We start from the raw sequence: 24,238 nt of genomic DNA, 5'->3' as shown, positions 1-24,238 counted from the left end.
TTTACATCCCCCTAACCATCTTCTCTTCCAAATATTTCGCAGCCTTTAGGACTGCACGCTGCTCACTTTTAGAAAAAGGCTGATTTGTCCTTTTTCCTACTAATAAAACTCCTTTTGGAAGACTGTTAAAATGGATAGGAACAGCAAAAGCAGTCACAAGTTTTTCCGCCAACATAATCGGATATTCAAGCGGTTTACCCAAAATCTGCTGAGGAAAACCTTCAACTATCATAGGACTTCCTGTTGCTATTACTTTTCCCGCTATTCCTTTTCCGTAACGGACTGTAATTCTCATATATTTATTATTACTGTTTCCGGCAGCATAGTGCCATTTAACATCTGGTCCATCATTATTTTGCAAAGCAAGACCAACAAAATCACAATTTATTTCAATTAATACTTTCTCGCAAAACTTCTTAGGATGAAAATCGGTTCTCTCATGACCCCAATCTTTATATTCCATAACCTAATAACCCCTTTTTTAAAGCAAATGCTACAAGCTCCGGTCTTGTTTTCATTTGAAGCTTTTCCATGAGATTGCTTTTATGGGTTTCAACGGTTTTCACACTAATAACCAACTTCTCGGCAATTTCTTTATTAGAAAATCCCTTTGCAATTAATGTTAGAACCTCTTTTTCTCGATCAGATAAAAGATGAAAGGTATCAGAATTTCCCTGTTTTACACTTCCGATATACTCCTCCATTAATCTTTTCGTTGCAGAAGGATGCAAGTAAGCATTTCCATTTGAAACTGAGCGAATAGCACCCAATAGTTCTTCTTGTGGTGCACTTTTTAAAATACATCCTGAAGCGCCTGCTTGAATGGCCCGAAATAAATACTCTTCATCATCATGCATGGTCAAAATAAGGATGGCTACTTCAGGCATAAGTTTCTTAAGTTCCCCTGTTGCAGTTAAACCATCCTTTCCGTGAGGCATACTTAAATCCATAATAACCACATTTGGCTTGAGCTCCTGTGCTAGATGAATGGCTTCATCTCCTTCAGAGGCTTCTCCGATTACTTCAATATCTTTATTGTTATTTAACAACATTTTCAAACCCATTCTTACAACGGCATGATCGTCACAAAGTAAGATTTTAATCAAGCCAGTTCCCCCTATTTTCGTTCACAATTAATTATGAGTTCATATTAAAATAAAAAAGGGATTGCGATCAGCTAATCCCTTATTTCCACTATTATTATCTTATTATATTTAATATATTAACGGAAGGGCAATTTCTATCGTTGTCCCTTCATTTATTTGGGAAGATATTATACATTTTCCATTAATTAAGTACATTCTTTCTATTATAGCAGACAAACCAGTTGCCTTACTCAATGCCTTGCCTACATCAAAGCCACTACCAAAATCCTTTATCACAATTAATAACCTGTCATGTTCCCAAGTAACAGTTAGTTTGGCCTTTGAAGTATCTGCATATAAGGCAATATTTGCTAGTGCTTCCTGACAGACGCGAAATAAGGTAATATTCTCCTTTTCGGAGAGTTGAACTTCATTCCCTAAAACCTCAAGGTCCACCTCAATTCCGTAAGTTGCTGTATAGATAGTTAAATAACTTTTCATAGCAGAAATGAACCCGAGTGTTATAAGGGTAGGAGGATGCAATTCTACAGCCAACAGCCTAACTTCCTGAATCGTCTTTTCCAGTATATGGGTCATATCTTCTACATACTTTTTCATTTCTGGCTGGTCTATTGCACTTTCAATAAACTGCATACCAGAATATACGCTATAAAGAGTCTGACCCACACCTTCATGAAGTTCAAGAGCAATCCGTTTGATTTCTTGTTCCTGCGATTGAATAATATAGGAACTGATTTTATTTTTGTCCGGCTGCATTTTAATCCATCTCTCTTTCCCCATAGTTAACTGCTCAATTACAACATCAATTCGTTATATTTCTTTATCATTCCGATCTTGATATATCACTGAACATCGCAGCGTATTGGACAACCTCTCCAGCATCATTTTTAATGGAGCTAATGGTCAACCATTGACGGTAATTCTCTCCATTCTTCCGGCGATTCCATATGTCACCTTGCCAAAATTGATCTTTTTCGAGCGATTTCCAAAGATTATTGTAAAACTCTTTTGATTGAATTCCTGATTTCAATATATTTGGTTTTTTCCCAATTACTTCTTCTTCTTGATAACCAGTGATTTCATTAAAAGCAGGATTTACGGAAATAATCTTACCGTTTGTGTCAGTAACCATTATTCCTTCGACAGTATGCTCAATTATTTCTTTTGCTAGTCCTACCTTTTGTTGAAAATACATCCAGATCACTAATATTAGACTTGCTAGAGCAACCTGTGATAATGCCATAAAACCAATCGCATAATGACCCGTAACATTAAACAACAATGATAAAAGGATTGGTGGGAAAAATCCTCCTAACCCTCCCATTGCCGATACAATTCCATTTACAATACCAGCCTGTTTTTGGAAATACATGGGTACTAATTTAAAAATAACTCCGTTCCCTACCCCCGCACAAAAAGCAATGGTTAAACATCCTACTGTATAGCGATGGCGCAAACGATAGAATGATAGCTGAAATCGTATAAATTCCAAAGGTGAACATAAGTAGAATTAAAGAATGGAAGCGATCCGCAAGCCAGCCTCCAATTGGTCGCATAAGAGTCGCAACCACGATAAAACCAGCAGTTCTTATCCCTGCATCCACTTTATCTAATTCAAAATTTGAGACTAAAAAATTAGGTAAGTATACGGTAAATGCAACGAATGATCCAAAGGTGATGAAATAAAACAAACTTAATAGCCAGAGCTTTTCATTTTTATAAACCCCTTTTATTTGTTCTAGGAAAGGAGTTTTTACTTTCGGTTCTCTTTTATCCCCTAAGAAAAAGTTTAAGAGGATAAAAATCGCTAAGATAACAAGATAGAACTGAACAGTAACGGTCCAGCCAAATTTTGTAGCTAAAATGGGAGCTGCAAATGTTGAAACAGCTGTTCCTAGATTTCCGGCACCATAAATTCCATTTACAAAACCATGGCGTTCCTTTGGATAATACTTCGGTAGGGAAGTTACTCCAACAGAGAAAACGGCTCCTCCGACTCCAAGAAATAAACCGCCAATCAGTAAATCTATGAGTGAATTGGCAATACTAATATAATAAACTGGGAATAAAAGGAGAATAAAGCTCAAAAGAAAGAGCATCCTTGCCCCGAACTGATTCGCATAAAACCCAAGTGGAATCCTAAGAATAGAACCGAGAATGACTGGAACCGCTGTAACAAGGGCCAGCTGACTTTCAGGGATCATAATATCTTCTTTAATAAATGGAAGCAGGGAAGATATTAATACCCATATCATAAATCCAACAATAAGATTCATGGTTTGTAAGGGAAGTTGAACTTTTTTAATCATGATTTTCACTCTCTTTTCTAACTACATATCGCAATCCTGATTGTTGATCAAAAGCCGACCACTCATTTTCATTTCTAGAAACGGTTGATGTCAGCGGGATGGCAAAAAAGGTACGAGAATCAAAATAAATACGCAAATGAGTGTGATCTGGGCACGGTTGGATTTTTTGTATCGTTTTTGAAATAAAAGGTGCTTGCTCTTCACCATCTTTATCTAGGATCGCAACCTGCACCTTCTCTAAAACATAAGTTTGTAAATCTTCTATCTTAACGGGATCCACAGCTACCGCACCCTCTCTTTGGAGGATATATATACATCTGATACCCTTGCAAATATTCCCAGAATTTTTCTTCTGCATGCTGTTCAATAAATTCAATCGTTTCTTCTTCAGATCCCCATTTACTCATGCCTTTCACTTCAGCGACAACAATTTCGACTCCATCTTTCTTTTTTTCATCTAAATACCAGTTTAGACGAATATCTTTAAAAAGGTCTGTAAGGATCTTATGAATTTCAGCAGCAAAATCACCTTTAGCACCTCTTACAAAACAAAAATCAAGATATGTTTCACTGTTCATTTTCTTCACGCCTTTACGTCTTTTGTTTTTTTGTACACGTAAATTGACACAGGGAATAAAAGGATATTTAATCCCCCAAAGATTAACGTATTTACATAATTTTCGTAGTAATATTGATGAACCATATACTGAGTAAAAATAATATTAAGCATTAAGATGGCACAAAGAATAACGACTCCTGCAACTCTAAGCTTCATATCGTTTCACCCTTACTGCATACACTGCTCCATTTTCTACTTTCACTTGAACTTCAGGAAGTGGACGTCTAGGCGGTCCAGCAGTTGGTACACCTGTCTCGACATTGAATTTACCATGGTGGCACGGACAAACCATTTCCCCCTGTTCTTTTACCCAAAAAACAGGACAGCGAAGATGTGTACAGGCATTTTGATAGGCAACGTATTTATCTTCGGCTAATCGAATCAAAATCGCATCATCGTGCTCTCCAGGGAACGTAAACTCTACTGCGTCCCCAACCGGCAATTTACTAACATCTGTAATTTTTTTATGGGGATATTCTTTATCTCCAAGCCCCATCAATTCCTTCGCTGCTACAGCCCCCCAGGGCAGAGAAGAAACCGCGAAAAGCCCTGCAGCACCGACTAACGTTTTCATAAATCCACGTCTGTCAAGCTTTCTTTCATTATTCCGCTCAATATTATGTGTATAATTATCCTCGTTAAAGGGAACTTGATTATTTTTATCTGACGGCACTGGAATCCCTCCTAAAACAACTTTGTTGTTCCCTGTAAAATGCCAGGGAGATTTACTTTCACGTTTGTTTCGCCTTCAAGATACGGCAAACTTGTGACCCATTTGCCATTATCTAGATTGTATTGCTTCTTCTTGTTTTCAATTTCTTCTTCAGTCAACCATTGAAGGGTATTAGTCGGACAAACACTCGCACACATTGGCGGGATGTTGTCTTTGGTTCGGTCGATACATAGATCGCATTTATACATTAAGTTTTGTTCTGTATCAAATTTCGGGATGCCGTATGGGCAAGCAATGGTACAGTTTTGACAACCGATACATTTTTCCACCAATGCTGATAAAACTGCCCCTGTTTCATGAATTTGAATTGCCTGAGCTGGACAACTTCTTGCACATGCCGGGTTCACACAATGAAGGCACATGAGTGGCATCGTTTGTCGGTTAACAAGTGGATTTACATCATACACATAGTTTCGATTACGTTGTTCATGTCCTCCACATTGTGTACATGCCGCTAGACATGAACGACATCCAATACAGTTTTCTAATTCGATATACAACCTCTTCTGCACTTAAAGCACCTTCTTTGTTTCAACTTTTTCGATTTGAGCGGCACATGCTTTGAATTCCGGCATACGCGACATTGGATCAAGCGCTGCTATCGTTAATAGATTAATAGATTGCTCGTGACCGAAATGATATGGGACAAAGACCGTGTCCTTTCGGATCGCTTCTGTCATTTTCACTTTATAAATAGCCTCGCCTCTTCTAGTAAAAAGACGGACTCTTTCTTCATGTTCAATCCCATACTTTGCTGCTGTTTCCGGATGAACTTCGACATACGGTTCTGGACACATATCACGAAGAAACTGGATTCTTCTCGTTTGGTTTCCTGATAGATAGTGATAAACAACACGTCCCGTTGTTAAACGAAGGGGATACTGTTCATCAGGCTCCTCTGCTGGAGGACGATATGGCAATGCACAGATTTTAGCCTTTCCATCCGGATGATAGAATTTTTTATCTAAGAACATATGAGGAGTTCCTGTATCGTTTTCATCTTTACACGGCCAGAATACGCCGTCTTGTTTGTCAATCTTATCCCATGTAGCACCATAGTAATCGGCGTAACCGCCTTTACTTGCAAGTCTGAACTCATCTGCTACATCTCTAGCTGTTTTCAGATGAGAGAAGTATTTACCTCTGCCTAGGCGTTCTGCAAGCTCTACTTGCATTTGCCAATCTGGCTTCGATTCTCCTATTGGTTCTTGGGCTTTGTTAATTTTTATGATTCGACCTTCAAGATTCGTTACTGTTCCTTCATCCTCAGACCAAGTAACAGAAGGGAGAATTACATCTGCAAACTCGGCAGATTCAGATAAATAAAAGTCTGCACATACCATAAAGTCTAAATTTTTTAAGGCTTTTCTTACAAAATTAAGATTTGGTGCGGAAACCGCAGGGTTTGAGCATAATAGATACAACCCGCGAATTGTTTTTTGTTCCATTAGTTCAAACATTTCGTAAGCTGAAATACCTGGCTCTGGCATTTCTTCTGGAGTAATTCCCCATACCTCACAAACTTCCTCAACATGTTTTGGGTTTGTAATTTTTCGATAGCCTGGTAATAGATCAGACTTTTGACCATGCTCACGCCCACCTTGACCATTTCCCTGACCAGTGAAGGTTGCCACTCCTGCTTTTGGACGTCCGATTTTACCTGTAACTAAAGCCATATTGGTATAGGCTGAAACATTATCAACCCCTTTATGTTGCTGTTCAATTCCACGAGCAAACATCACGACCGCATTTGGAGCTTTACCGTAAATCTCTGCAGCACGAATGATTTTTTCAGGATCTACCCCTGTTAGCTCACTCGTATATTCAGGTGTAAATTCCTTCACTAGTTCTTTTGTTTCTTGGAAACCATTTGTATGATTATTTACAAAATCTTCATCAGCGTACCCATTCTGAATTAATAGATTCAAAATTCCATTTGCCAGTGCAAGATCTGTCCCCGGCATTAAATCTAGATGGACATCTGCTCTTCTTGCCAATGGTGTTTCACGAGGATCGGCAACAATAAGATAACCTCCTCTTTCTTGTACGTTCCACACACGGAACATCGAGGTTGGATGGCATTCCGCCGTATTGCTTCCGGCAATAAATAAGCAGTCTGTTTCATGAATGTCCGTCCAAGGTAATGTTGAACCTCGATCAACGCCGAAAGAACGAAGAAACCCACCAGCGGCACTTGACATACAAAAGCGACCATTATAATCGATATAGCGTGTTCCGAGAGCTACACGAGCAAACTTCCCTGTTAGGTAACATTTTTCATTTGTCATCGAAACACCACTGAAAACAGAAAGGGTGTCTTTTCCATATTTAGTTTGAAGCTCAGTAAATTTGTTTGCGATTAATTCATATGCTTCATCCCAGCTAGCCTCACGAAATCCCTCTTTCGTTCCTTTTAGAGAAGCATCATTCCGAATAAGTGGTTTTAAAATCCGATCATCATGGTTTGTCTGTTGATAAGCTGTAACTCCTTTTGGACACATTTTCCCAAGTGTTACGGGCCAGTCATAACGAGGTTCAACCCCAATGATTTGATTTGTTTTAGTATCGACTCTTAAGTTCATCCCACATTGCATTCCACAGTAGGAACAATGCGTTTTAACTAATGTCTCATTTGGATGTCTTACATTCTCTATTTCTCTAAAAAACTTATCCCTTTGCATTCTGGTTTGCCTCCTTAACTTTTACCTCATGGGTCGCGAAACCGGAGAATTGCGCAATCCGGTATTTTCTTCGGCATGGAAGGCATAGCTCTGCAAGATGGAAGCCTTCCTTCGTTTTAAATTCAATATCGTTCTCTCCAATAACATCAACAACGTCTTTTGATTGTTCGATTGAAACAAATTCATCTCCGCAAACTTTACAATTTTTCATCGATTGTTTGCTATAATGCTCTCTGTAATTTCTAGCCAAAACACTCATTGGACGGAATGGAATATGTGCAAGTTTACCAAATGGAAGATAGATTAAAGTAATAATGACAGACCATTGGTGGATTAACGACATGGCTGGCTGCCCTGCGCCGTGTAAAAAGATATTCATAAATGTAAGTGCTAATCCTGTAATGCTCACTAACAACAGCATATATAATGGAAGAAAGTCATATAGAAATTTTTGTTCCGCTCTTGCCTGCATGTTTTTCAATCGTCGGTAAAGAGCCATACTCACACCCGTGATTACCATCACAGCTGAGATATTCAACGCATTGTATGATAGATTAGCAATAAGGCCATCAGCCTTTACCGTCATAACTTGCATACCTAGCATGATAATGTTGTAGTAGCCATTATCCTCCATTGTGAAGTACATCCAACCGAACACAAGTGGGAAGGTTACTAATATAGCAAGCACACATCCCCAGCCAATTAACACGTGCTGTGTCCATCGGTAAATTCCCCTATTCCAAATAAATCTGTATGTAGCCAGGTGCTCTACTGATGTTTTCGGTGTAGATTTTCTAAATAACAGTTTGATTCCTTTTTTAATGATTAATTTTGTCGGCGGTCTCTCCGCCCAGGCAATAAAGCGATAGAAAAATCCTCCTAGAAAGACAATCGTTCCAACCATATAGCCATAAAGGTTTAGATCGATATGCGTAAACATCCTCGTACCAATAAAAGACAAGATTGCTAGACCACAAACGGCCAAAAACATAGACTTGGCGAAACGGGATGCGAAAGCTTGATTAAGCGATTTTTTCTTTTTTTGATTTGTTTCAATATTTACTTGCATGACGTACCCTCCCAATCACAACTCTTATCCTTATTGTAAGACCCAAGGCATCTTATATATATCGGGGGAACTCCCTATTATGAAAGTGAAATCCCCTTATTTTCATAAATTCAGCCCATGCTCTGTTACATATTGAGCTATAACCAATTATTTGAACCCTTTCAAGCAAAAAAGTAGATTGCAGAAGGCAATCTACTCTATAATTAAAAACTTTCTTAAATAAAAAAATCGTTTATATTTCAGTCAGGGGTTAGATCACTTAGATACATAGGATCATCTAATTTTGTCGATATTTCCCGGGAATTAGTAGAAATTTGAACTTTTATATGATAATAGCGCCACCAAGCTATTTAACAAAACAGAAACAGGTTGGACTCTGTTATTTAGAGGAAATTAGAAGTGGACCAAATAATTAATGTAAAGAAAAAGACCTCCCTCCAGTTTTATTTAACTGATGAAAGGTCTTAATGTTTGTAGCGAATAATAAGCAAGTTTGTATTAAACGAATGGTAAAAACAGGTAGAAAGGGTGAATTTTAATCCGCTTTATGTTTTGTTTGGCCCGTCTTCTCCATTTATTTAATCCTCTTATCCTTCAAATAATTGACTTAGAAAACTAGTACCATGATGTGGCATTTTTACCTTAAAGTTATCTGCGACAGTTGCTCCTAAATCGGCAAAAGTTTGAAGTACTCCAAGGTCTTTGCCGCCTTCTAAACGTTTCGAATAGACTAAGAGTGGTACATATTCACGAGTATGATCTGTTCCTTTATAAGTTGGATCATTCCCGTGATCAGCTGTGATGATCAGCAAATCGTCGTTCTTCATTTTCTCAAAAACCTCAGGTAGGCGAGCATCAAAGGCTTCCAATGCATCACCATATCCAATTGGATCCCTGCGATGACCATACAACGCATCAAAGTCAACTAAGTTTGTAAAGCTCATCCCATGGAAATCACAGTCTAGACATTCTATAAATTTGTCCATACCGTCCATATTGGATATCGTCCGAATCGCATCGGTTACCCCTTCACCATCGAAAATATCAGAAATTTTCCCAATTGCGATAGAATCTAAACCACCATCCTGCAAATGATTCATAACAGTCGGACCAAAAGGTTTGAGTGCATAATCATGACGATTTGAAGTACGTTGGAAATTATCTGCACTAGTACCAATGAAAGGTCTTGCAATGATGCGCCCTAACATATAAGGATCATCACGTGTAATTTCGCGACAGTATTCACAAATTTTATATAATTCATCAAGCGGGATTTTTTCTTCATGAGCAGCAATCTGAAGAACGGAATCAGCTGAAGTATATACAATCAATGCTCCTGTTTTCAGTTGTTCTTCACCTAGTTCTTTAATGATTTCCGTACCGCTTGCTGGTTTATTTCCAATCACTTTTCGACCAGAAAACTCTTCAATCTGGTTGATCAACTCTTGTGGAAAACCATCTGGAAAAACGCGAAACGGCGTATCAATGTATAGACCCATAATTTCCCAGTGCCCTGTCATCGTATCCTTGCCCGCAGATCTTTCCTGCATTTTTCCAAAATAAGCCATTGGCTTCTCCGTAACAGGAACTCCTTCAATTTTACGAATATTGGATAAACCGAGCTTTGCCAAGTTCGGTAAATTTAGTCCTCCCTTTTCTCTAGCTATATGTCCAAGCGTATCAACATCAATGTCATCAAATTGAGCCGAATCAGGTGCCTCACCGATACCAACCGAGTCCACCACAATGACATGAATCCGTTTAAATGAATGTCCCATTTGTTAATCCTCCTATTAGCTTGATTTGAGTATATTTTTCGTCCTACACCAAAAATGTCATATATATAATAATGAATAAAAAATACATACATTTTCTTCAAATGTATGTACATGTATTGAGATAGTCCAAAGAGGTACTTGGCATTCCGAAAAATAGATAGCAGTGGTGTGCTTAGTACCTCTACTTTGAGGGATACCTCAATTTTTTTATTATTTATTATTCAGAAACAATCGCAATTCCTGAACTTGCACCAATTCTTGTTGCACCGGCTTTAATCATAGCCAAAGCGTCTTCTTTTGAATGAACACCGCCTGATGCTTTTACTCCTACAGTTTCTCCTACTGTTTGACGCATTAAAGCAATATCTTCTACTGTTGCACCACCTGTTGAGAATCCTGTAGATGTTTTTACAAAGTCAGCCCCTGCTTGAACAGCTAGAGTACAAGCCTTTTTCTTTTCTTCATCTGTCAATAGGCATGTTTCAATAATTACTTTTACCAAAGCTTTTCCCTTAGATGCTTCAACAATGCCAGCGATTTCATCCTCAACATAGTCGTACTCTCCATCTTTTAACTTACTTATGTTGATAACCATATCTATTTCTTCTGCGCCCTTGGCAATCGCATCTTTCGTTTCAAATATTTTCGTTTCCTTTGTACTAGCACCTAATGGAAAGCCAATAACGGTACAAACCTTTACACCCGTACCTTTTAGTTCTTGTGAAGCTAACTCTACCCATGTTGGATTCACACAAACAGAAGCAAAATGATAGTTCTTCGCTTCCTCTATTAACTTAAGGATATCTTCTTTTTTCGAAGATGCCTTTAAATTTGTATGGTCAATTATTTTTGATATTTCCATGAAATACTTCCTTTCTTACCGTTCTTATTTCATTATAATTTTCTTTTGAACACATGTAAAATTCATCGATACTATTTATGTCCAATTGTTACTAATAATTCTCTTTATATAAATATCTTTTCCCACTATCGGCTTGCGAATTAATTAGTATTTTCACTCATGTTCCGAGTTTATCTTTTACAAACGTTGAATAACATGGTATATTTCTTCTTTAGAAAAAATATCGGAAAAGAGAGAATGGTTTCTAGTAAAACAACTTACATATATCACCATTATAAATTATGTAATAACTTTTTCACAGTTTCCTAAAACTAATCATTGATACCAGAATACCTTCTCTTATTTCTCCATAAAAATCAAAAACAAAATACAAGGAAGTGTTATTTATGAGTACACATATCGGAGCAAAACCAGGCGATATTGCCGAAACCATTTTACTTCCAGGTGACCCTTTACGGGCAAAGTATATTGCTGAAAATTTCTTAGAGAATGTCGTTTGTTATAACGAAATTCGCAATATGCTTGGATTTACAGGTACATATAAAGGTAAAAGAATTTCTGTGCAAGGATCAGGGATGGGGATTCCATCGATTTCAATTTATGCAACAGAATTAATGAAAGATTACAACGTTCAAAATTTAGTCCGTGTGGGTACTTGTGGAGCCTTTGAAAAAAGTGTTAAGATCCGCGATGTCATTATCGCAATGAGTGCTTCGACCGATTCACAAATGAACCGAAAAATCTTTGGAGCAATGGATTATGCTCCAACAGCTAATTTTGATTTATTGAAAAAAGCATATGACGTCGGCACCGAAAAAGGACTGAATTTAAAAGTCGGTAATGTATTCAGTGCAGACATTTTTTATGACGAATATGCAGAACACGAAAAATGGGCTCAATATGGAATTTTAGCAGTTGAAATGGAAACTGCCGCCCTCTATACTTTAGCAGCAAAATATGGTAGAAAAGCTCTGTCCATTTTAACTGTAAGTGACCATATTATAACAGGTGAAGCGACTTCTGCTGAAGAAAGACAAACAACATTTAACCAAATGATTGAGGTTGCTTTAGATGCTGTCATAAAAGAATAAAGAGATAAAAGGAAAGCTAACAGAGTTAGCTTTCCTTTTATCTTTCTTTTCTCTGATGAGAGAACCCCCAAAAACCTACTTAGAAAATTTAATCTATCTCTTTCCTTTATCATAAATCTCACCTAATGCTCTCGGAGCACGATTTGATTTAGAGAAAAAGATTAATAACAATAACGTTAATACATACGGTAGAGTCATGAACAAATCGGTGAAACTACTTGGTAATGCCATTGACTGAGCAATAAATGCTCCCCCGGATTTTGCAAAACCAAATAAAAGACAAGCCACTAAAGTAGGGAGAATTCTCCAATTCCCAAAAATTAGTGCGGCAATGGCTAAGAATCCATATCCCAAATAAATATTTGAAGAAAAGTTAGCTGAAATCGAATAAGCAAAACACATGCCGCCTAAACCTGATAATAGTCCTGAAATAAGAACCGCAGAAAACCTAATTTTCGCTACATTTACACCTGCTGTATCAACTGAATGAGGATTTTCCCCACTCGCTCTTAGGCGCATGCCAAATTTAGTTTTATATAAAAGATACCACGCAAAAAAGGCTATCACGATGATAATCACTTCGAACGGATATACATTCGTAAAGACCGCTCCGATCACTGGAATGTCAGCTAAACCTGCAATCGTAAATCGCTCCGATACACCTAATTGAAACTTATCTGAAGCTGTTCCAAACACAAGTGCATTGATTTGTGTCGTTAAGAAAGTCGTTAGTGCTAACGCTAAAATATTAATTACGACACCACTGATCACTTGATTTGCCTTAAACTTAATACTTAGTAAAGCATGGATGATGGAAAAAAGCATTCCGCCAATCATCGAAAATAGTAACGCCACGTAAAATAGATTCTGAATATCAATACCCGTAGCATTTGCAATTAAAACAGCTGATAGCGCTCCAATGAATGCACCAAAACCTTGGAATCCTTCAAGCGCTAAATTGATAATGCCACTTTTTTCACTATAAATCCCACCAATGGCAATAATAAACAGAGGCAGAGCAAAGGATAATCCATCAATAATTACTGTATCCATTATGATTCACTCTCCTTTCGTTCCACTTCTTTTTCCTTTACCCGACTGACTTTATGCTTCAAGTATTCACCACATGCACTAAACAAAAGAATTAGCCCGATGATAACAGAAGATATTTCTTGTCTAATTCCAGCCTGTGAACTCATATACGTGCTTCCTTGATCAATAATCGATACTAAAAATGATGAAAAAATAACACCTATTGGATGAGAGTTTCCTAATAGTGATACAGCAATGGAATCAAAACCGATACTTGATAATACTTTTGGTTGGATGGAAGAAAAATAACCTAGATAATAGGTGACACCTGCAAGACCTGCCAAACCTCCTGAAATCACCATGGCTAACACGGTATTTCCTCCGACATTAATTCCGGCATATTTTGCTGCATTGCGGTTGTTCCCTACCGCTTTAATTTCATAACCAACCACCGTTTTGTCCATGACAAACTTTAGTATAATAGCGATTATGATCGCTATTATAAAGCCCAATGGAATATCCATTTTCAAGTTGGCTATTTCAACATTGACTAAAGTTAATCTTGCCTCTTCTGAAATATATTTGGATTGTCTAGAAATCGGATCAACATAATACATTTGAATAAAAAAGCTTATAACATATTGAGCAATATAATTTAACATAATCGTGGAGACTACTTCATTGATGTTAAATTTATATTTTAGCCACCCCACTAATCCTCCCATTAATCCTCCAGCGATTATTCCGATTAACAGCACAAGAGGCTTTGCAATTACGGCATCTAAGCCACTGTAACCGACAATAACCGTCGCCAAAAATCCGGAGACGAGCATTTGGCCTGAAACCCCAATATTAAAGAGCCCTGCTTTAAAAGCAACAGCCACTGCCAAGCTGGCAAACACTAGCGGCGTCATGGCATTTAGTAGACTCAAAAAATCAGTCAGCATGCTTTTATAGCCAGCATATGAAGGCTTAGGCAAGATTCCTGACCCTTGTAATAAGTTATAAAATGCCTGCAAAGGGTTTTTACCAATAATCAAGATGACAATAGCTGCAGCAATAAAACTTATTAATATAGAGAATAATGGAAGTGTGATAGGTTGCCACTTCTCATTACTTATTGGTCGAATAAGATTTTTACTTAAGATATTTTTTCTTTTATCTTTATCCATGCTTTGCCCCCATCATATATTCACCGACTTCATTCGTCGTTAATGATTCACTACTAGCAATTTTTGAAGTTGACCATTATAGATAACGCCAATCGTATCCGCTACATTCATAATCTCATCTAATTCTAATGAAACAAGTAAGATTGCCTTTCCTTGATCTCGTTCTTGAATCATCATTCTATGAATATTTTCAATCGCACCAATGTCTACTCCTCGTGTTGGCTGTACGAAAATCATAAGCGGTGATTGTAATTCGATTTCGCGTGCAATAATGGCTTTTTGCTGATTACCACCACTCATTGAGCGAACTTGCGTCTTAATCCCTTGTCCACTCCTAATATCATATTTATCGATCAGCTTACTGCCAAACTGCTCAAATTCCTCTTTGTTTAAGACTCCCTTTCTAGAAAAGGGCTCCCTATAGTACTGTTTTAGTGCTAAATTAGTTGATAAATCAAAATCCAATACTAATCCAAAGCTTTGTCTGTCTTCAGGTATATAGGAAATTCCAGCCTCTGTTCTTTTTCTAATACTTTCATTCGTAATGTCCTTACCCTCAAGGAATATTTTCCCTTCACTAACCTTCGTTAATCCTGCAATGGCATCAGCTATTTCAACTTGACCATTATCAGCAACCCCGGCGATAGCAAATATTTCACCACTACGGATGGTAAAAGATACATCTTTGACTACTTCAAATCCATCTTCATTTCTAATGGTTATATGTTCAACCTTCAATACTTCCTCTTTAAATACAGCAGGGGCTTTTTCAGATTCGAAGTTCACTTCTCTTCCGACCATAAGTCGGGCCATTTGCTTGGTAGAGGTTTCCTTTACATCTAGTACATCAACCAATTTACCTTTGTTTAATACCGCACATCGATCGGCTACTTTCTTAATTTCCTCTAGCTTATGTGTAATTAGAATGATTGTTTTTCCACTGTTGCGCAAGCCTTCAATAATACCGAGTAAGTATTCAATTTCTTGCGGTGTTAAAACAGCCGTTGGTTCATCAAATATAAGGATTTCCGCTTCACGATAAAGCACCTTTAAAATTTCTACCCGTTGCTGCATAGAAACGGTAAGATCAGCTATTTTTTTCGTAGGATCCACTTCTAAACCAAAGTTCTTAGACAATTCTTCAATTTTTCGATTAGCATTTTTAATATCTACGTATGGAAAAAGACCTACTAATTTTTTGATAGGCTCTATCCCTAAAATGATATTCTCTGTAATCGTATAATCAGAGACGAGCTTGAAATGCTGATGGACCATTCCAATATTAAGCTTAGCCGCGTGGTTAGGTGAACTAATTTGCACTTTCTCTCCCCGAATAAAAATTTCTCCCTCATCCGGTTCATACATGCCACTTAGGATACTCATCAAGGTTGACTTACCTGCACCATTTTCCCCAAGCAAGGCAAAAATTTCTCCCTTTTTAATACCAATGGTCACATCGTCATTTGCCACTATACCGGGAAATCGTTTGGTTATATGCTTCATTTCTACAATATAATCAGACATCATTCGTCTCCTTATCTAAAAAATAGGAAAAATAATTTAAAAGAAGTTTATCGTTCCCTATTATACATAAACTTTAGGAAACGATAAACTTCTATAGGGTCAAATTCTATCTTGAGTTAGTATCCCCTATTAACGAGATACAAGACTTCCCTTTGAAGGAAATTCACATTATTTACTTATTGTAACCCCGGAAACTTTTCAGGAGTATGGCCATTAAAATTAGATGCTGGTACGATGGTACCATCTTTAACTAACTCGTAAGCTTCATTCATTTTAGTAAGTGTATCCTCTGATAATTGATGACGACCTTCTTCTTTTATGAAACCAGTTGAATCTGTATCTGCATGAAGAACGACATTTCCACCTTTAAAGCTTCCATCAACAACAGAGTTTAATGCTTTTTCAATATTCATAGCCATAAATTTTACCGCAGATGTTAACACGATATTTTCAGAACCATTTGTACCTTCATCGAATTGGTCAACATCCACACCAATTACTTTGACATCGCCTTTAGCTTCCTTAGCTGCTGTGAATACACCATTTCCAGTACCACCTGCTGCCGGGAAGATAATATCAACACCTTTATCAATTAATGCATTCGCAATAATCTTACCTGTTGCTGGATCTGCAAAAGAACTTGCGTAGTTACCACCTACATCTTTACCTTCTACATCTGTCCCTGCATAACCTGATAATTCTACAACTTCAACATTTTTCCCATAAACCTTATTGGCATAATTTACACCAGATTCAAAGCCGAATTGATAATTTACGTTTGAAGGATACGCTATCCCATTTACAACCGCTACTTTATTGGATTTTGTTTCAAGTGCTGCGGCCATTCCTGCAAAAAATCCACTTTCTTGTTCAGCGAAATTCATCGCATAGATATTATCGAATTCTGTTTGATCCCCTACAGGTGCAGGCTGAGAGTCATTTATAATAAATTTTTTATCAGGGTTTTCTACAGCAATACTAGAAACTCCAGCAAATTGAAACCCAGGTGTTACAATGACATCATAATCAGCTACAATATCAGCAACAGCTTGTACAGCCGCAGCAGGATCACCTGATTCTTCTTTAATTGCCTTCACTGTCGCTGTTGGATGATTTTCAATAAATTTTAATATACCGTTATAGTTATCTTCATTAAAGTTACCATCGTCAACGCCTGAAGGACTTGTCACAATGGCAATTTTTAATCCGTCTTTACTTGTTTCATTTTCTTTAGCTGAGTCATTTCCACATGCAGCTATAATAGCAGTCATGAAAGTAATGATTAATACCATTAACATTCTCTTAGTGCTTTTTTTCATTGAATTAATCCCCCAATATGATTTATGTTGAAATAGATTCCTGTAAAAAAAGAAAAAGCCCCGAGATATACCGGAGCTTGACTTTAGGTAGGTAAATAACAAGAATAAATCATACGTTTATCTCTTTTTATTTACAAAACCTCGTAGTCAAGCTATTTAAGGCAGCTTGGTAGAAACTTTTGGGCCATATCCCCAGGATTATACGAGACTGAATTTAATTTTTACTACCCCATATTAACAGCAGAAATTCCTACTGTCAATAAAACACGAATACTTTTTTAAAAAAAATAATCTAATGTTCGGTAATTGAGTGAGTAGTGCAAATTATTGACCACTAATAAGTCCATCCCGTATCTACATATTAGTATACTCAAAATTTTATATCCTAATATAATGATGGACTAATCAAAAATTTCCCAAAGCGATTCTTCACTTTTCATTTCAACTCACCTAATCAATTACCTATATGAATTTTTGGAAATGGTCCTAAAATTAGATCCCATTTTCCACTAACCATTTCATAATGGTTTCTTCTCTTAGCCTCATATCGTCTTGCAGTGCATCAAATTTACTCATTCTCTTCTGTGCCACAATTTTTCCATCTACCATAAATAAGATTCTTTCCGTTTTTGCTGCTACCTTTACATCATGGGTAACGAGCATTACGGTTGTCCCCTTTTTATTAATTTCTGCAAGGATGGACATGATCTCATCTGTCGATTTGGAATCTAAGGCTCCAGTCGGTTCGTCTCCAAATAAGATATCCGGGTCATTTATTAATGCTCTACAGATGCCGACTCTCTGCAGTTGTCCGCCAGAGCCTTGAGTGATAGTATTATTTGCAAGGTTTTCAATCCCTGTCATTTCCAATAGTATTTTTGCTTTTTCATATACCCTATTTTTATCCGCATCTCTTCGTGCAAGAGCAGGAAACATCACATTGTCAATCAATGATAGGTTTTTTAAGAGATTAATATCCTGAAAAATAAATCCCATGTTTTTCAAACGAAGCTGAGCCAGTTCTTCTTCTGTCAAGCTGGCAATTTCTCTTCCTTTAAATGTCACACTACCAGAGGTCATTCTATCCATACCGCTTATATTATATAGCAGCGTTGATTTCCCACTTCCAGATGGTCCCATAACCGAAATAAATTCGCCTTCTTCTATCTCCAAGTTTACATCCTTTAAGATATGAAGCTCATTCTCTTTTCCTAATTCTACTTTTTTGTTTAAACTTCTTGCTTCTATTATATGGCTCATCTAAATTCCTCCCATGCTAAATATAATAACCAATTCTATTTCCTCAGAGGGCTGGAATGCCTTTTCAAGAAGAAGTAGTTAATGTCTATACCCAGAAGATTTATTCCAAATCAGCAGAAAAAATCCCATCCTACCCGTACCTTTCAGTACTGTTAGCTTCTTAAAATGACAGATAAATCATCTTTTACAGCGATCTTACAGGACATAAATATCGTCAATCCAACTGCTATAATCAGAGCTAACGGACAAAGCAACCAGGTCTGCCAGATAATATGGATAAATTCAATTTTTGCTGCTCCCATCGAGGACATGACCATACTTATCAGAAACTCTCCTAGATAATTCGAAACGAGTACACCAAAAATAATTCCCATTACCAGGACCATCATTGTTCCTGTCATATATTGATGACTAATTTGTTTTGAAGTTAACCCCACGCTTCGCATGATAGCAATTTGAGATATATCCTTTGCTAATAACATTCGAAGGAATAATGTCGTAATTAATACAGCTATAATGATCGCGATGGCGATTCCGCCTATCACTACAGTCCTCATCTGCTCTATGATATTACCAAGCGTCTGCTGCGTATATTCTTTGATATCATTTACTTGCGCCGAGCTATAAGCATGCTGGTAGTGGCTCATCTTTTCATGAATATCAACACCTTGAGCCAAATCCATGCTCACAATGTACCAAAGAACAGCCTCTTCATTTACCCTAAGACTATTATGCGCTTTGGCGGTTTTCCCCCCATTTGTTATATCCTGATAAATACCCGTAACGGTTAATGTATGTTCTTCCCCTCCAACCCTGACAGTTACTTCATCTCCTACTTTCTTGTTTAATCCGTCTTTTCCGGCATTGGCAAAGGAAAGCGAGATTTCTCCTTCACCAAGCGGTGCCCTGCCTTCCAGATATTTTAATGGAAATACGGAAAAATCTCCGATTTCAATATTTATATAGTCCCAGGAACCTTCCACATTTTTAACCTGATAAGAACTTGTAATGTAAGCTGCAAACTTTTCAATATCAACATCATTTTTCAACTCTTCTTGCAGTTTTATAAAATCCTTTGTAATATTATCGGTTCTTCGAAGGTCGATTCTCATATCGTGTTTTCCTATTCCCATATACGTGGAAAATTCCGGTGATTTCATGGTGTTATAAATATTCACAGGGAGTATGACAATAAACGTACAAACAATAAAAATAACAAACAGCAGCCTGTATAATTTAAATCGTTTCCATACATCCCTAAACCCCATGTAAATATTAGTGCTGAAGAGTTTGTTCTTTAGCAGCGGAAAACTGTATTTTCGGTTGTCTCCTTGCTTCATAGAATCTTTTCGTAAAGCTTCCACTGCAGAAATCCTATCAATTCCTTTCAATACATGCTTGCAGTACACCACAATCATAAAATATACAAGAAATGGAGCTACAAGAGATAATACATATTTTAAGTTACCTGATAAATCGGAAGATATATAAAGTCTCAAATTATCGTTTAACAGATTTACCGCTGTAAAGGACAAGAGATAACCGATCATACCTGCTACTATGGAAATGACTCTATATTTATTAAAATAGATTTTTTTTATATCTTTTTTGGATATCCCCATTGCTTTCATAACGCCAATTTCTCTCATATCTTCATCAATCGTTGCTAAAAATGTAAGTCTGATACAAAGTGAAGCAATCGCAATGAGCAGAATGCTGATAAAAATAATAACAATTGCAACGGCCATATCAGACATGGCATTAAACATCGTAAATATCTTACCTTCCATTATAGGACCGTTTGAAGGTAGTCCTGCTTCGTGATAGGCAGTCTGAATAGCAGCAGAGTCCCCGTTTTCATGCAACTTGAATTCAATCAGATATTCTAGTTCCCCAGTATGCTTTTCTAGCATTTGATCATAGTCATTCTGATTGATCACAAACCGTTTTGAAGAAGTAATGGAAGAGTTCATTTCATAATCTCTTGCATAATCTGAAATGACAAAATCCTTCTCATACTCTCCGCTTTTCACCGTAATCGTATCACCTATACTTAAGTCATATAGTTCCATAAAATAGATCGGGACGGCAACGAAACCTTCCTGTATATCTAGCTTTTCATTATTTAGATCCAATATAAAATCAAATTTTTTATTTTGTACGACAAATGAAATATCCTGAATCGTTCCAGCCATCGTTTGATCTTTATCAAACTGAATATTGCCCCCATCTATATTCTGAAGAATCATCGTTTCCTGCATTGCTATATGGTTACGGTATTGATCTGTGAATAGGTCAATTTCAGATTGGTTGTATTCTCCAGCATGCATTACCGTTATATCAGATGGTGACGCACTCTCCTGAAAATCTGACATCCCCTGAATCAAATTACCCATGTTGTTAATAGCACTCGCTGCTAAAATAACGGCCATCGTGATAAATACAAATACGGTCATTGTTACAATCTTGTTTCTGAGGAAATCATTCTTGACTATTTTCAAAAACATTATTTTCTCCCCCTCCCCAAATCATAAAATTCTGATTATTCGACCCTTGTTGTTATCCATCTTTGTCGTTTCTTCAGAAGGATCATTTCCATCTGCTTTTTAAATGAATAATATTCTTACATTCTCGTGTATTATTAGACTTGAATTGAATGATTATTGGACTTACTAGAGTAATCATACAAGATGACACTGGCTAAATTAACCATCTAGAGCCTAACTCGTTACTACGTCCGAAGCCCTATTTTAGCAGATTCACTATAGGGGGATATTAGAGAGAAATTGATTTCAAGGGAGGAAATAGAAAGAGTAACAACAACTGCATGAGGCAAGCCTGATGGAGGGAAACTCGAATTTATTGAAAAATTTTACATGTAAATTCATAGGACACATCCAAGATGAGGAAACATACAAAAGAGACCACTCACAAATTTTTTCACCTTATGAGAGGTCTCTTTTTACTATTCGCTATAATGGCAAAATATTAGTATTTCACTCTCATCTTACTCATAAACCCATTCATATTCAGACTATATTTTAATTCTTACTGTAACATTTTTAATGGGAATATTCTGTTGTTATGTAACCCATTAACCACTATTTGATAAAAAAGGATTTTTCTCGCAAAAATAATTTATGGTATGATGGTTGGGTTGTGTATCTACTACGTAACACATTTACATGCATCTAAGAAAAGAGGTATTTATGCACACCACAAGATTATCCAAGCGACATTGGTTGCTCATTTTAACACTTACTTTATTAACATTTGTTCTTGGGACAAGTGAATTTATTATTGTCGGAATCTTAACAGATATTTCGTCAAGCCTTCATATGACAAATGCAAAAGCAGGCACACTCGTTTCAGCGTTTGCAATTACGTTTGCCATTGGTACACCTATCGTGATGTCAGTAACCAGTCATTTTCCAAAGCGTAAATGGATGTTATGTTTGATAGGAGCTTTCATCATCCTGAATGCTTTATGCGTAATCTCGACGAGCTACATCATGCTCCTTGTACTTCGGATTATGACGGCGATTGTAACTGGGGTATTAATTTCTCTAGCCATGATTGTTGCAAGTGAAACTATGCCGATCGAAAAACGTGGACTTGCTATATCATTTGTTTTCGGTGGTTTCACACTAGCAAATGTCGTTGGAGTGCCCATTGGCACTGTCATCGCCGAATGGTACGGCTGGAATGCCACTTTCATACTCACTACTTTCCTAGGAGGATTAGCATTTTTTGCATCCTTTTTCGTCTTGCCTAATGGACTCAGCCAAATGCGCAGTTCGATACGGGATCAGTTTTCTTTATTGACCAAGCCTCGAATTTTGATGGCTTTTTTCATTCCTGCTCTCGGGTTTGGTGCGACCTATACCGTCTTTACGTACCTTGTTCCTATCTTGAAGGAAATGGAAGCACCCAATCACTTCATTAGTTTAATCTTATTTGGTTACGGATTTATCTCGATTTTCAGCAACATCCTCGCTGGTAAAATTGCCAGCCACAATGCAATCGGTCGCCTCCGGTTTGTTTTTCTCGTTCAGGCAGTTGTTCTAACAGGCTTATTTTGGACTACAAATCATTTTATTTTAGGACTGGTAAACATTGGCTTGATGTCGTTAATGGCCATCCTCTTAACAACATCTACTCAACTTTATTTAATAGACCTTGCAAAAATTTATCAGCCAAAAGCAACAGGACTCGCCGCTTCACTTATGCCAGTGGCTAGTAACGCAGGGATCGCCTTTGGTTCTGCATTAGGCGGAATTGTATACCATCAAGGAAGTTTAATGAATGTAGCCTGGGTCGGTGGGGTAGTTGCAGTATGTGCAAGTCTGCTAACTTTCTTTAGTCATGTTTTAGATCAAAAACAGAAGAAATTAGCATAAATGAGAAGCAACAAACGTTTAGCATGCTTCTTATGGTATCTCCAGAAGGACAAAAATCTTTCCATGCTATACTTAATGAGATTACAGTAATCCCTTTATAAAAAATTAAAAAAGAAGTATCAAGACATTAGTAGTTCTCTGATACTTCTTTTTTAATTACTGACTATTTGCTTACTAATGGTTGGGTTTCGCTTTTATATTAAAGGATCTCTGGTACTAGGGTCGTCACAAAACAATTATTCTTCCATAGAATAGCTTATAAGAAGCATAGAATGGGAGTGGAAAATGTGCCTTCAGTCATCAATTTAGGAGTATTCAATGTCAATTCTCCCCAACCAAACTCAGTAGTGCAAGTAGGCGAATTAGTCGTTAATGGTATGGATGCCAACAGAAAACAAAACCTAAACCTTGGTGGTACGTACGGTTTTGGCAATGCCATCACTGGAAATCTTAATAATATTTCAGATAGCTTTGAAGCAGTAGACGGAGCAATCTTTGATCAAGATATTAAACCTAATTTTGGAGGAAATATCTAAGCTATATGAAATATACATTATTCATCGAATCTAAAAACAACAAACCCTTTCATCAGCCAAGGGTTTGTTGTTTTTTTGTATTTTTATGAAGGTCTGGGTTTATCTTTTGTTCCTGTTGTTTTTTTGATGTTGGACTTTGCTCGTATTTAGATAGTGATGCTTTCATATGAGCAAGGTTATTTTTATCACCATGAATATTTCCAAGTCCCTGGTTATGCTGTTTACTATTTTGAAAGTCTTCAATAAAATTGTTACCGATGCTAAAACACGAGGCACTTTCAATTACCCCAATATTAATCGTTCCAATCTGGAATGTTGGAGATAAAATAGCTGGTTCCAATTATTTATTCTCCCTTCCATTCTAGAATATTTTTAACCCATTTATTTTTTATCACTGTATTTTCCCTGCCAGATAAGTCTCCAACAACTTCAGTGATCACTTTATTTGAACGAAAATTTTTATGTGTATTCGTTTCACCTATAAAAAAACCAGAAGTATCGCCGAGACTTGTTACTACAATATTCCCCAGCTTTAATTTGATCATTTTAACCGTTTCTCCTTTTACTTGAATGTATTTAAATACTTATTACTCGGTAGCCATTTGAAATGCAAAACTTATCATATAACGGCATAACGCCCACTTTTCTTATGTAAGATATTCAAATCTCTAGCGGAATGTCACTCTCATTTTTTGGACCATATCACCATACTCACTTCTTGAACATACAATACAAAAAATGAACTAG

The 24,238-nt window shown here is 37.0% G+C and carries 23 protein-coding genes, 1 pseudogene and 1 riboswitch; of the genes and pseudogenes, 3 read left to right on the top strand and 21 right to left on the bottom strand.

Annotated elements, in window-relative coordinates:
* Nucleotide 1: 1 nt before the first annotated feature.
* The 13 genes and pseudogenes from Q5760_RS01990 to deoC form a co-directional block, all read right to left on the bottom strand.
* A complete protein-coding gene (locus Q5760_RS01990; protein WP_428910612.1) occupies nt 2-463 on the bottom strand; it encodes a GAF domain-containing protein in 462 nt (153 codons plus the stop codon).
* The gene (locus Q5760_RS01985; protein WP_428910611.1) at nt 453-1,106 is read right to left on the bottom strand and encodes a response regulator; all 654 of its coding nucleotides are present in this window, start codon (nt 1,104-1,106) and stop codon (nt 453-455) included. The genes Q5760_RS01990 and Q5760_RS01985 overlap by 11 nt, the downstream gene beginning before the upstream one ends.
* A gap of 108 nt (nt 1,107-1,214) precedes the next feature.
* Nucleotides 1,215-1,886 (bottom strand): sensor histidine kinase, encoded by a 672-nt coding sequence (locus tag Q5760_RS01980; protein ID WP_428910610.1) that lies wholly within the window; start codon nt 1,884-1,886, stop codon nt 1,215-1,217.
* A gap of 43 nt (nt 1,887-1,929) precedes the next feature.
* Nucleotides 1,930-3,415: pseudogene (locus Q5760_RS01975) on the bottom strand (nitrate/nitrite transporter).
* Nucleotides 3,408-3,695: a hypothetical protein gene (locus Q5760_RS01970; RefSeq protein ID WP_428910609.1), complete on the bottom strand. Its 288-nt coding sequence runs from the start codon at nt 3,693-3,695 to the stop codon at nt 3,408-3,410. The pseudogene Q5760_RS01975 and the gene Q5760_RS01970 overlap by 8 nt, the downstream one beginning before the upstream one ends.
* Nucleotides 3,682-3,993: a hypothetical protein gene (locus Q5760_RS01965; RefSeq protein WP_428910608.1), complete on the bottom strand. Its 312-nt coding sequence runs from the start codon at nt 3,991-3,993 to the stop codon at nt 3,682-3,684. Before Q5760_RS01965 ends, Q5760_RS01970 begins: the two co-directional genes overlap by 14 nt.
* 5 nt (nt 3,994-3,998) lie before the next feature.
* Entirely contained in the window at nt 3,999-4,190 is a 192-nt protein-coding gene (locus Q5760_RS01960; protein ID WP_428910607.1) for a hypothetical protein, read from the bottom strand.
* Entirely contained in the window at nt 4,180-4,707 is a 528-nt protein-coding gene (locus Q5760_RS01955) for a Rieske (2Fe-2S) protein (RefSeq protein WP_428910606.1), read from the bottom strand. Before Q5760_RS01955 ends, Q5760_RS01960 begins: the two co-directional genes overlap by 11 nt.
* An 11-nt stretch (nt 4,708-4,718) precedes the next feature.
* Nucleotides 4,719-5,279, bottom strand: a complete 561-nt coding sequence (locus Q5760_RS01950) for a 4Fe-4S dicluster domain-containing protein (protein ID WP_428910605.1) — start codon at nt 5,277-5,279, stop codon at nt 4,719-4,721.
* Nucleotides 5,280-7,448 (bottom strand): molybdopterin oxidoreductase family protein, encoded by a 2,169-nt coding sequence (locus Q5760_RS01945; RefSeq protein WP_428910604.1) that lies wholly within the window; start codon nt 7,446-7,448, stop codon nt 5,280-5,282.
* The gene (locus Q5760_RS01940; protein ID WP_428910603.1) at nt 7,435-8,517 is read right to left on the bottom strand and encodes a hypothetical protein; all 1,083 of its coding nucleotides are present in this window, start codon (nt 8,515-8,517) and stop codon (nt 7,435-7,437) included. The genes Q5760_RS01945 and Q5760_RS01940 overlap by 14 nt, the downstream gene beginning before the upstream one ends.
* Before the next feature lie 587 nt (nt 8,518-9,104).
* Complete coding sequence (gene deoB / locus Q5760_RS01935) at nt 9,105-10,295, bottom strand: phosphopentomutase (protein ID WP_428910602.1); 1,191 nt, start codon at nt 10,293-10,295, stop codon at nt 9,105-9,107.
* A 217-nt stretch (nt 10,296-10,512) separates the two neighbouring features.
* Nucleotides 10,513-11,157, bottom strand: a complete 645-nt coding sequence (gene deoC, locus Q5760_RS01930) for a deoxyribose-phosphate aldolase (RefSeq protein WP_428910601.1) — start codon at nt 11,155-11,157, stop codon at nt 10,513-10,515.
* A gap of 386 nt (nt 11,158-11,543) precedes the next feature.
* On the opposite strand from deoC, the gene deoD reads away from it, so the two are divergent.
* Nucleotides 11,544-12,248 (top strand): purine-nucleoside phosphorylase, encoded by a 705-nt coding sequence (gene deoD / locus Q5760_RS01925; RefSeq protein ID WP_428910600.1) that lies wholly within the window; start codon nt 11,544-11,546, stop codon nt 12,246-12,248.
* Between the two features lie 93 nt (nt 12,249-12,341).
* Here deoD and Q5760_RS01920 read toward each other — a convergent pair whose 3' ends face one another.
* The 6 genes from Q5760_RS01920 to Q5760_RS01895 form a co-directional block, all read right to left on the bottom strand.
* Nucleotides 12,342-13,301: an ABC transporter permease gene (locus Q5760_RS01920; protein WP_428910599.1), complete on the bottom strand. Its 960-nt coding sequence runs from the start codon at nt 13,299-13,301 to the stop codon at nt 12,342-12,344.
* Nucleotides 13,301-14,452 carry an ABC transporter permease gene (locus tag Q5760_RS01915; RefSeq protein ID WP_428910598.1) on the bottom strand — a complete coding sequence of 384 codons (1,152 nt, stop codon included), beginning with the start codon at nt 14,450-14,452 and terminating at the stop codon, nt 13,301-13,303. The genes Q5760_RS01920 and Q5760_RS01915 overlap by 1 nt, the downstream gene beginning before the upstream one ends.
* A 39-nt stretch (nt 14,453-14,491) precedes the next feature.
* Nucleotides 14,492-15,976, bottom strand: a complete 1,485-nt coding sequence (locus Q5760_RS01910; protein WP_428910597.1) for an ABC transporter ATP-binding protein — start codon at nt 15,974-15,976, stop codon at nt 14,492-14,494.
* Between the two features lie 176 nt (nt 15,977-16,152).
* Entirely contained in the window at nt 16,153-17,295 is a 1,143-nt protein-coding gene (locus Q5760_RS01905) for a BMP family lipoprotein (RefSeq protein ID WP_428910596.1), read from the bottom strand.
* 124 nt (nt 17,296-17,419) lie between these two features.
* Nucleotides 17,420-17,521: riboswitch (purine riboswitch) on the bottom strand.
* Nucleotides 17,522-17,787: 266 nt separating this feature from the next.
* Nucleotides 17,788-18,555, bottom strand: coding sequence for an ABC transporter ATP-binding protein (locus tag Q5760_RS01900; RefSeq protein ID WP_428910595.1), 768 nt, complete (start codon nt 18,553-18,555; stop codon nt 17,788-17,790).
* A 152-nt stretch (nt 18,556-18,707) separates the two neighbouring features.
* A complete protein-coding gene (locus tag Q5760_RS01895; RefSeq protein WP_428910594.1) occupies nt 18,708-21,062 on the bottom strand; it encodes an FtsX-like permease family protein in 2,355 nt (784 codons plus the stop codon).
* Nucleotides 21,063-21,764: 702 nt separating this feature from the next.
* Between Q5760_RS01895 and Q5760_RS01890 the strand changes: the two genes are divergently transcribed.
* On the top strand, nt 21,765-22,955 hold the full coding sequence (locus tag Q5760_RS01890; protein ID WP_428910593.1) for an MFS transporter: 1,191 nt from the start codon (nt 21,765-21,767) through the stop codon (nt 22,953-22,955).
* A 287-nt stretch (nt 22,956-23,242) separates the two neighbouring features.
* Entirely contained in the window at nt 23,243-23,491 is a 249-nt protein-coding gene (locus tag Q5760_RS01885) for a hypothetical protein (protein ID WP_428910592.1), read from the top strand.
* Between the two features lie 52 nt (nt 23,492-23,543).
* On the opposite strand, the gene Q5760_RS01880 is transcribed toward Q5760_RS01885, so the two are convergent.
* Nucleotides 23,544-23,831 carry a hypothetical protein gene (locus tag Q5760_RS01880; RefSeq protein ID WP_428910591.1) on the bottom strand — a complete coding sequence of 96 codons (288 nt, stop codon included), beginning with the start codon at nt 23,829-23,831 and terminating at the stop codon, nt 23,544-23,546.
* 4 nt (nt 23,832-23,835) lie between these two features.
* Nucleotides 23,836-24,036, bottom strand: a complete 201-nt coding sequence (locus tag Q5760_RS01875; protein ID WP_428910590.1) for a hypothetical protein — start codon at nt 24,034-24,036, stop codon at nt 23,836-23,838.
* Nucleotides 24,037-24,238 lie beyond the last annotated feature (202 nt).

Source organism: Niallia sp. Kr1 (assembly GCF_050389805.1).
Classification (GTDB): domain Bacteria; phylum Bacillota; class Bacilli; order Bacillales; family Cytobacillaceae; genus Bacillus_BD.
This window is presented reverse-complemented; position numbering and strand designations above follow the sequence as displayed.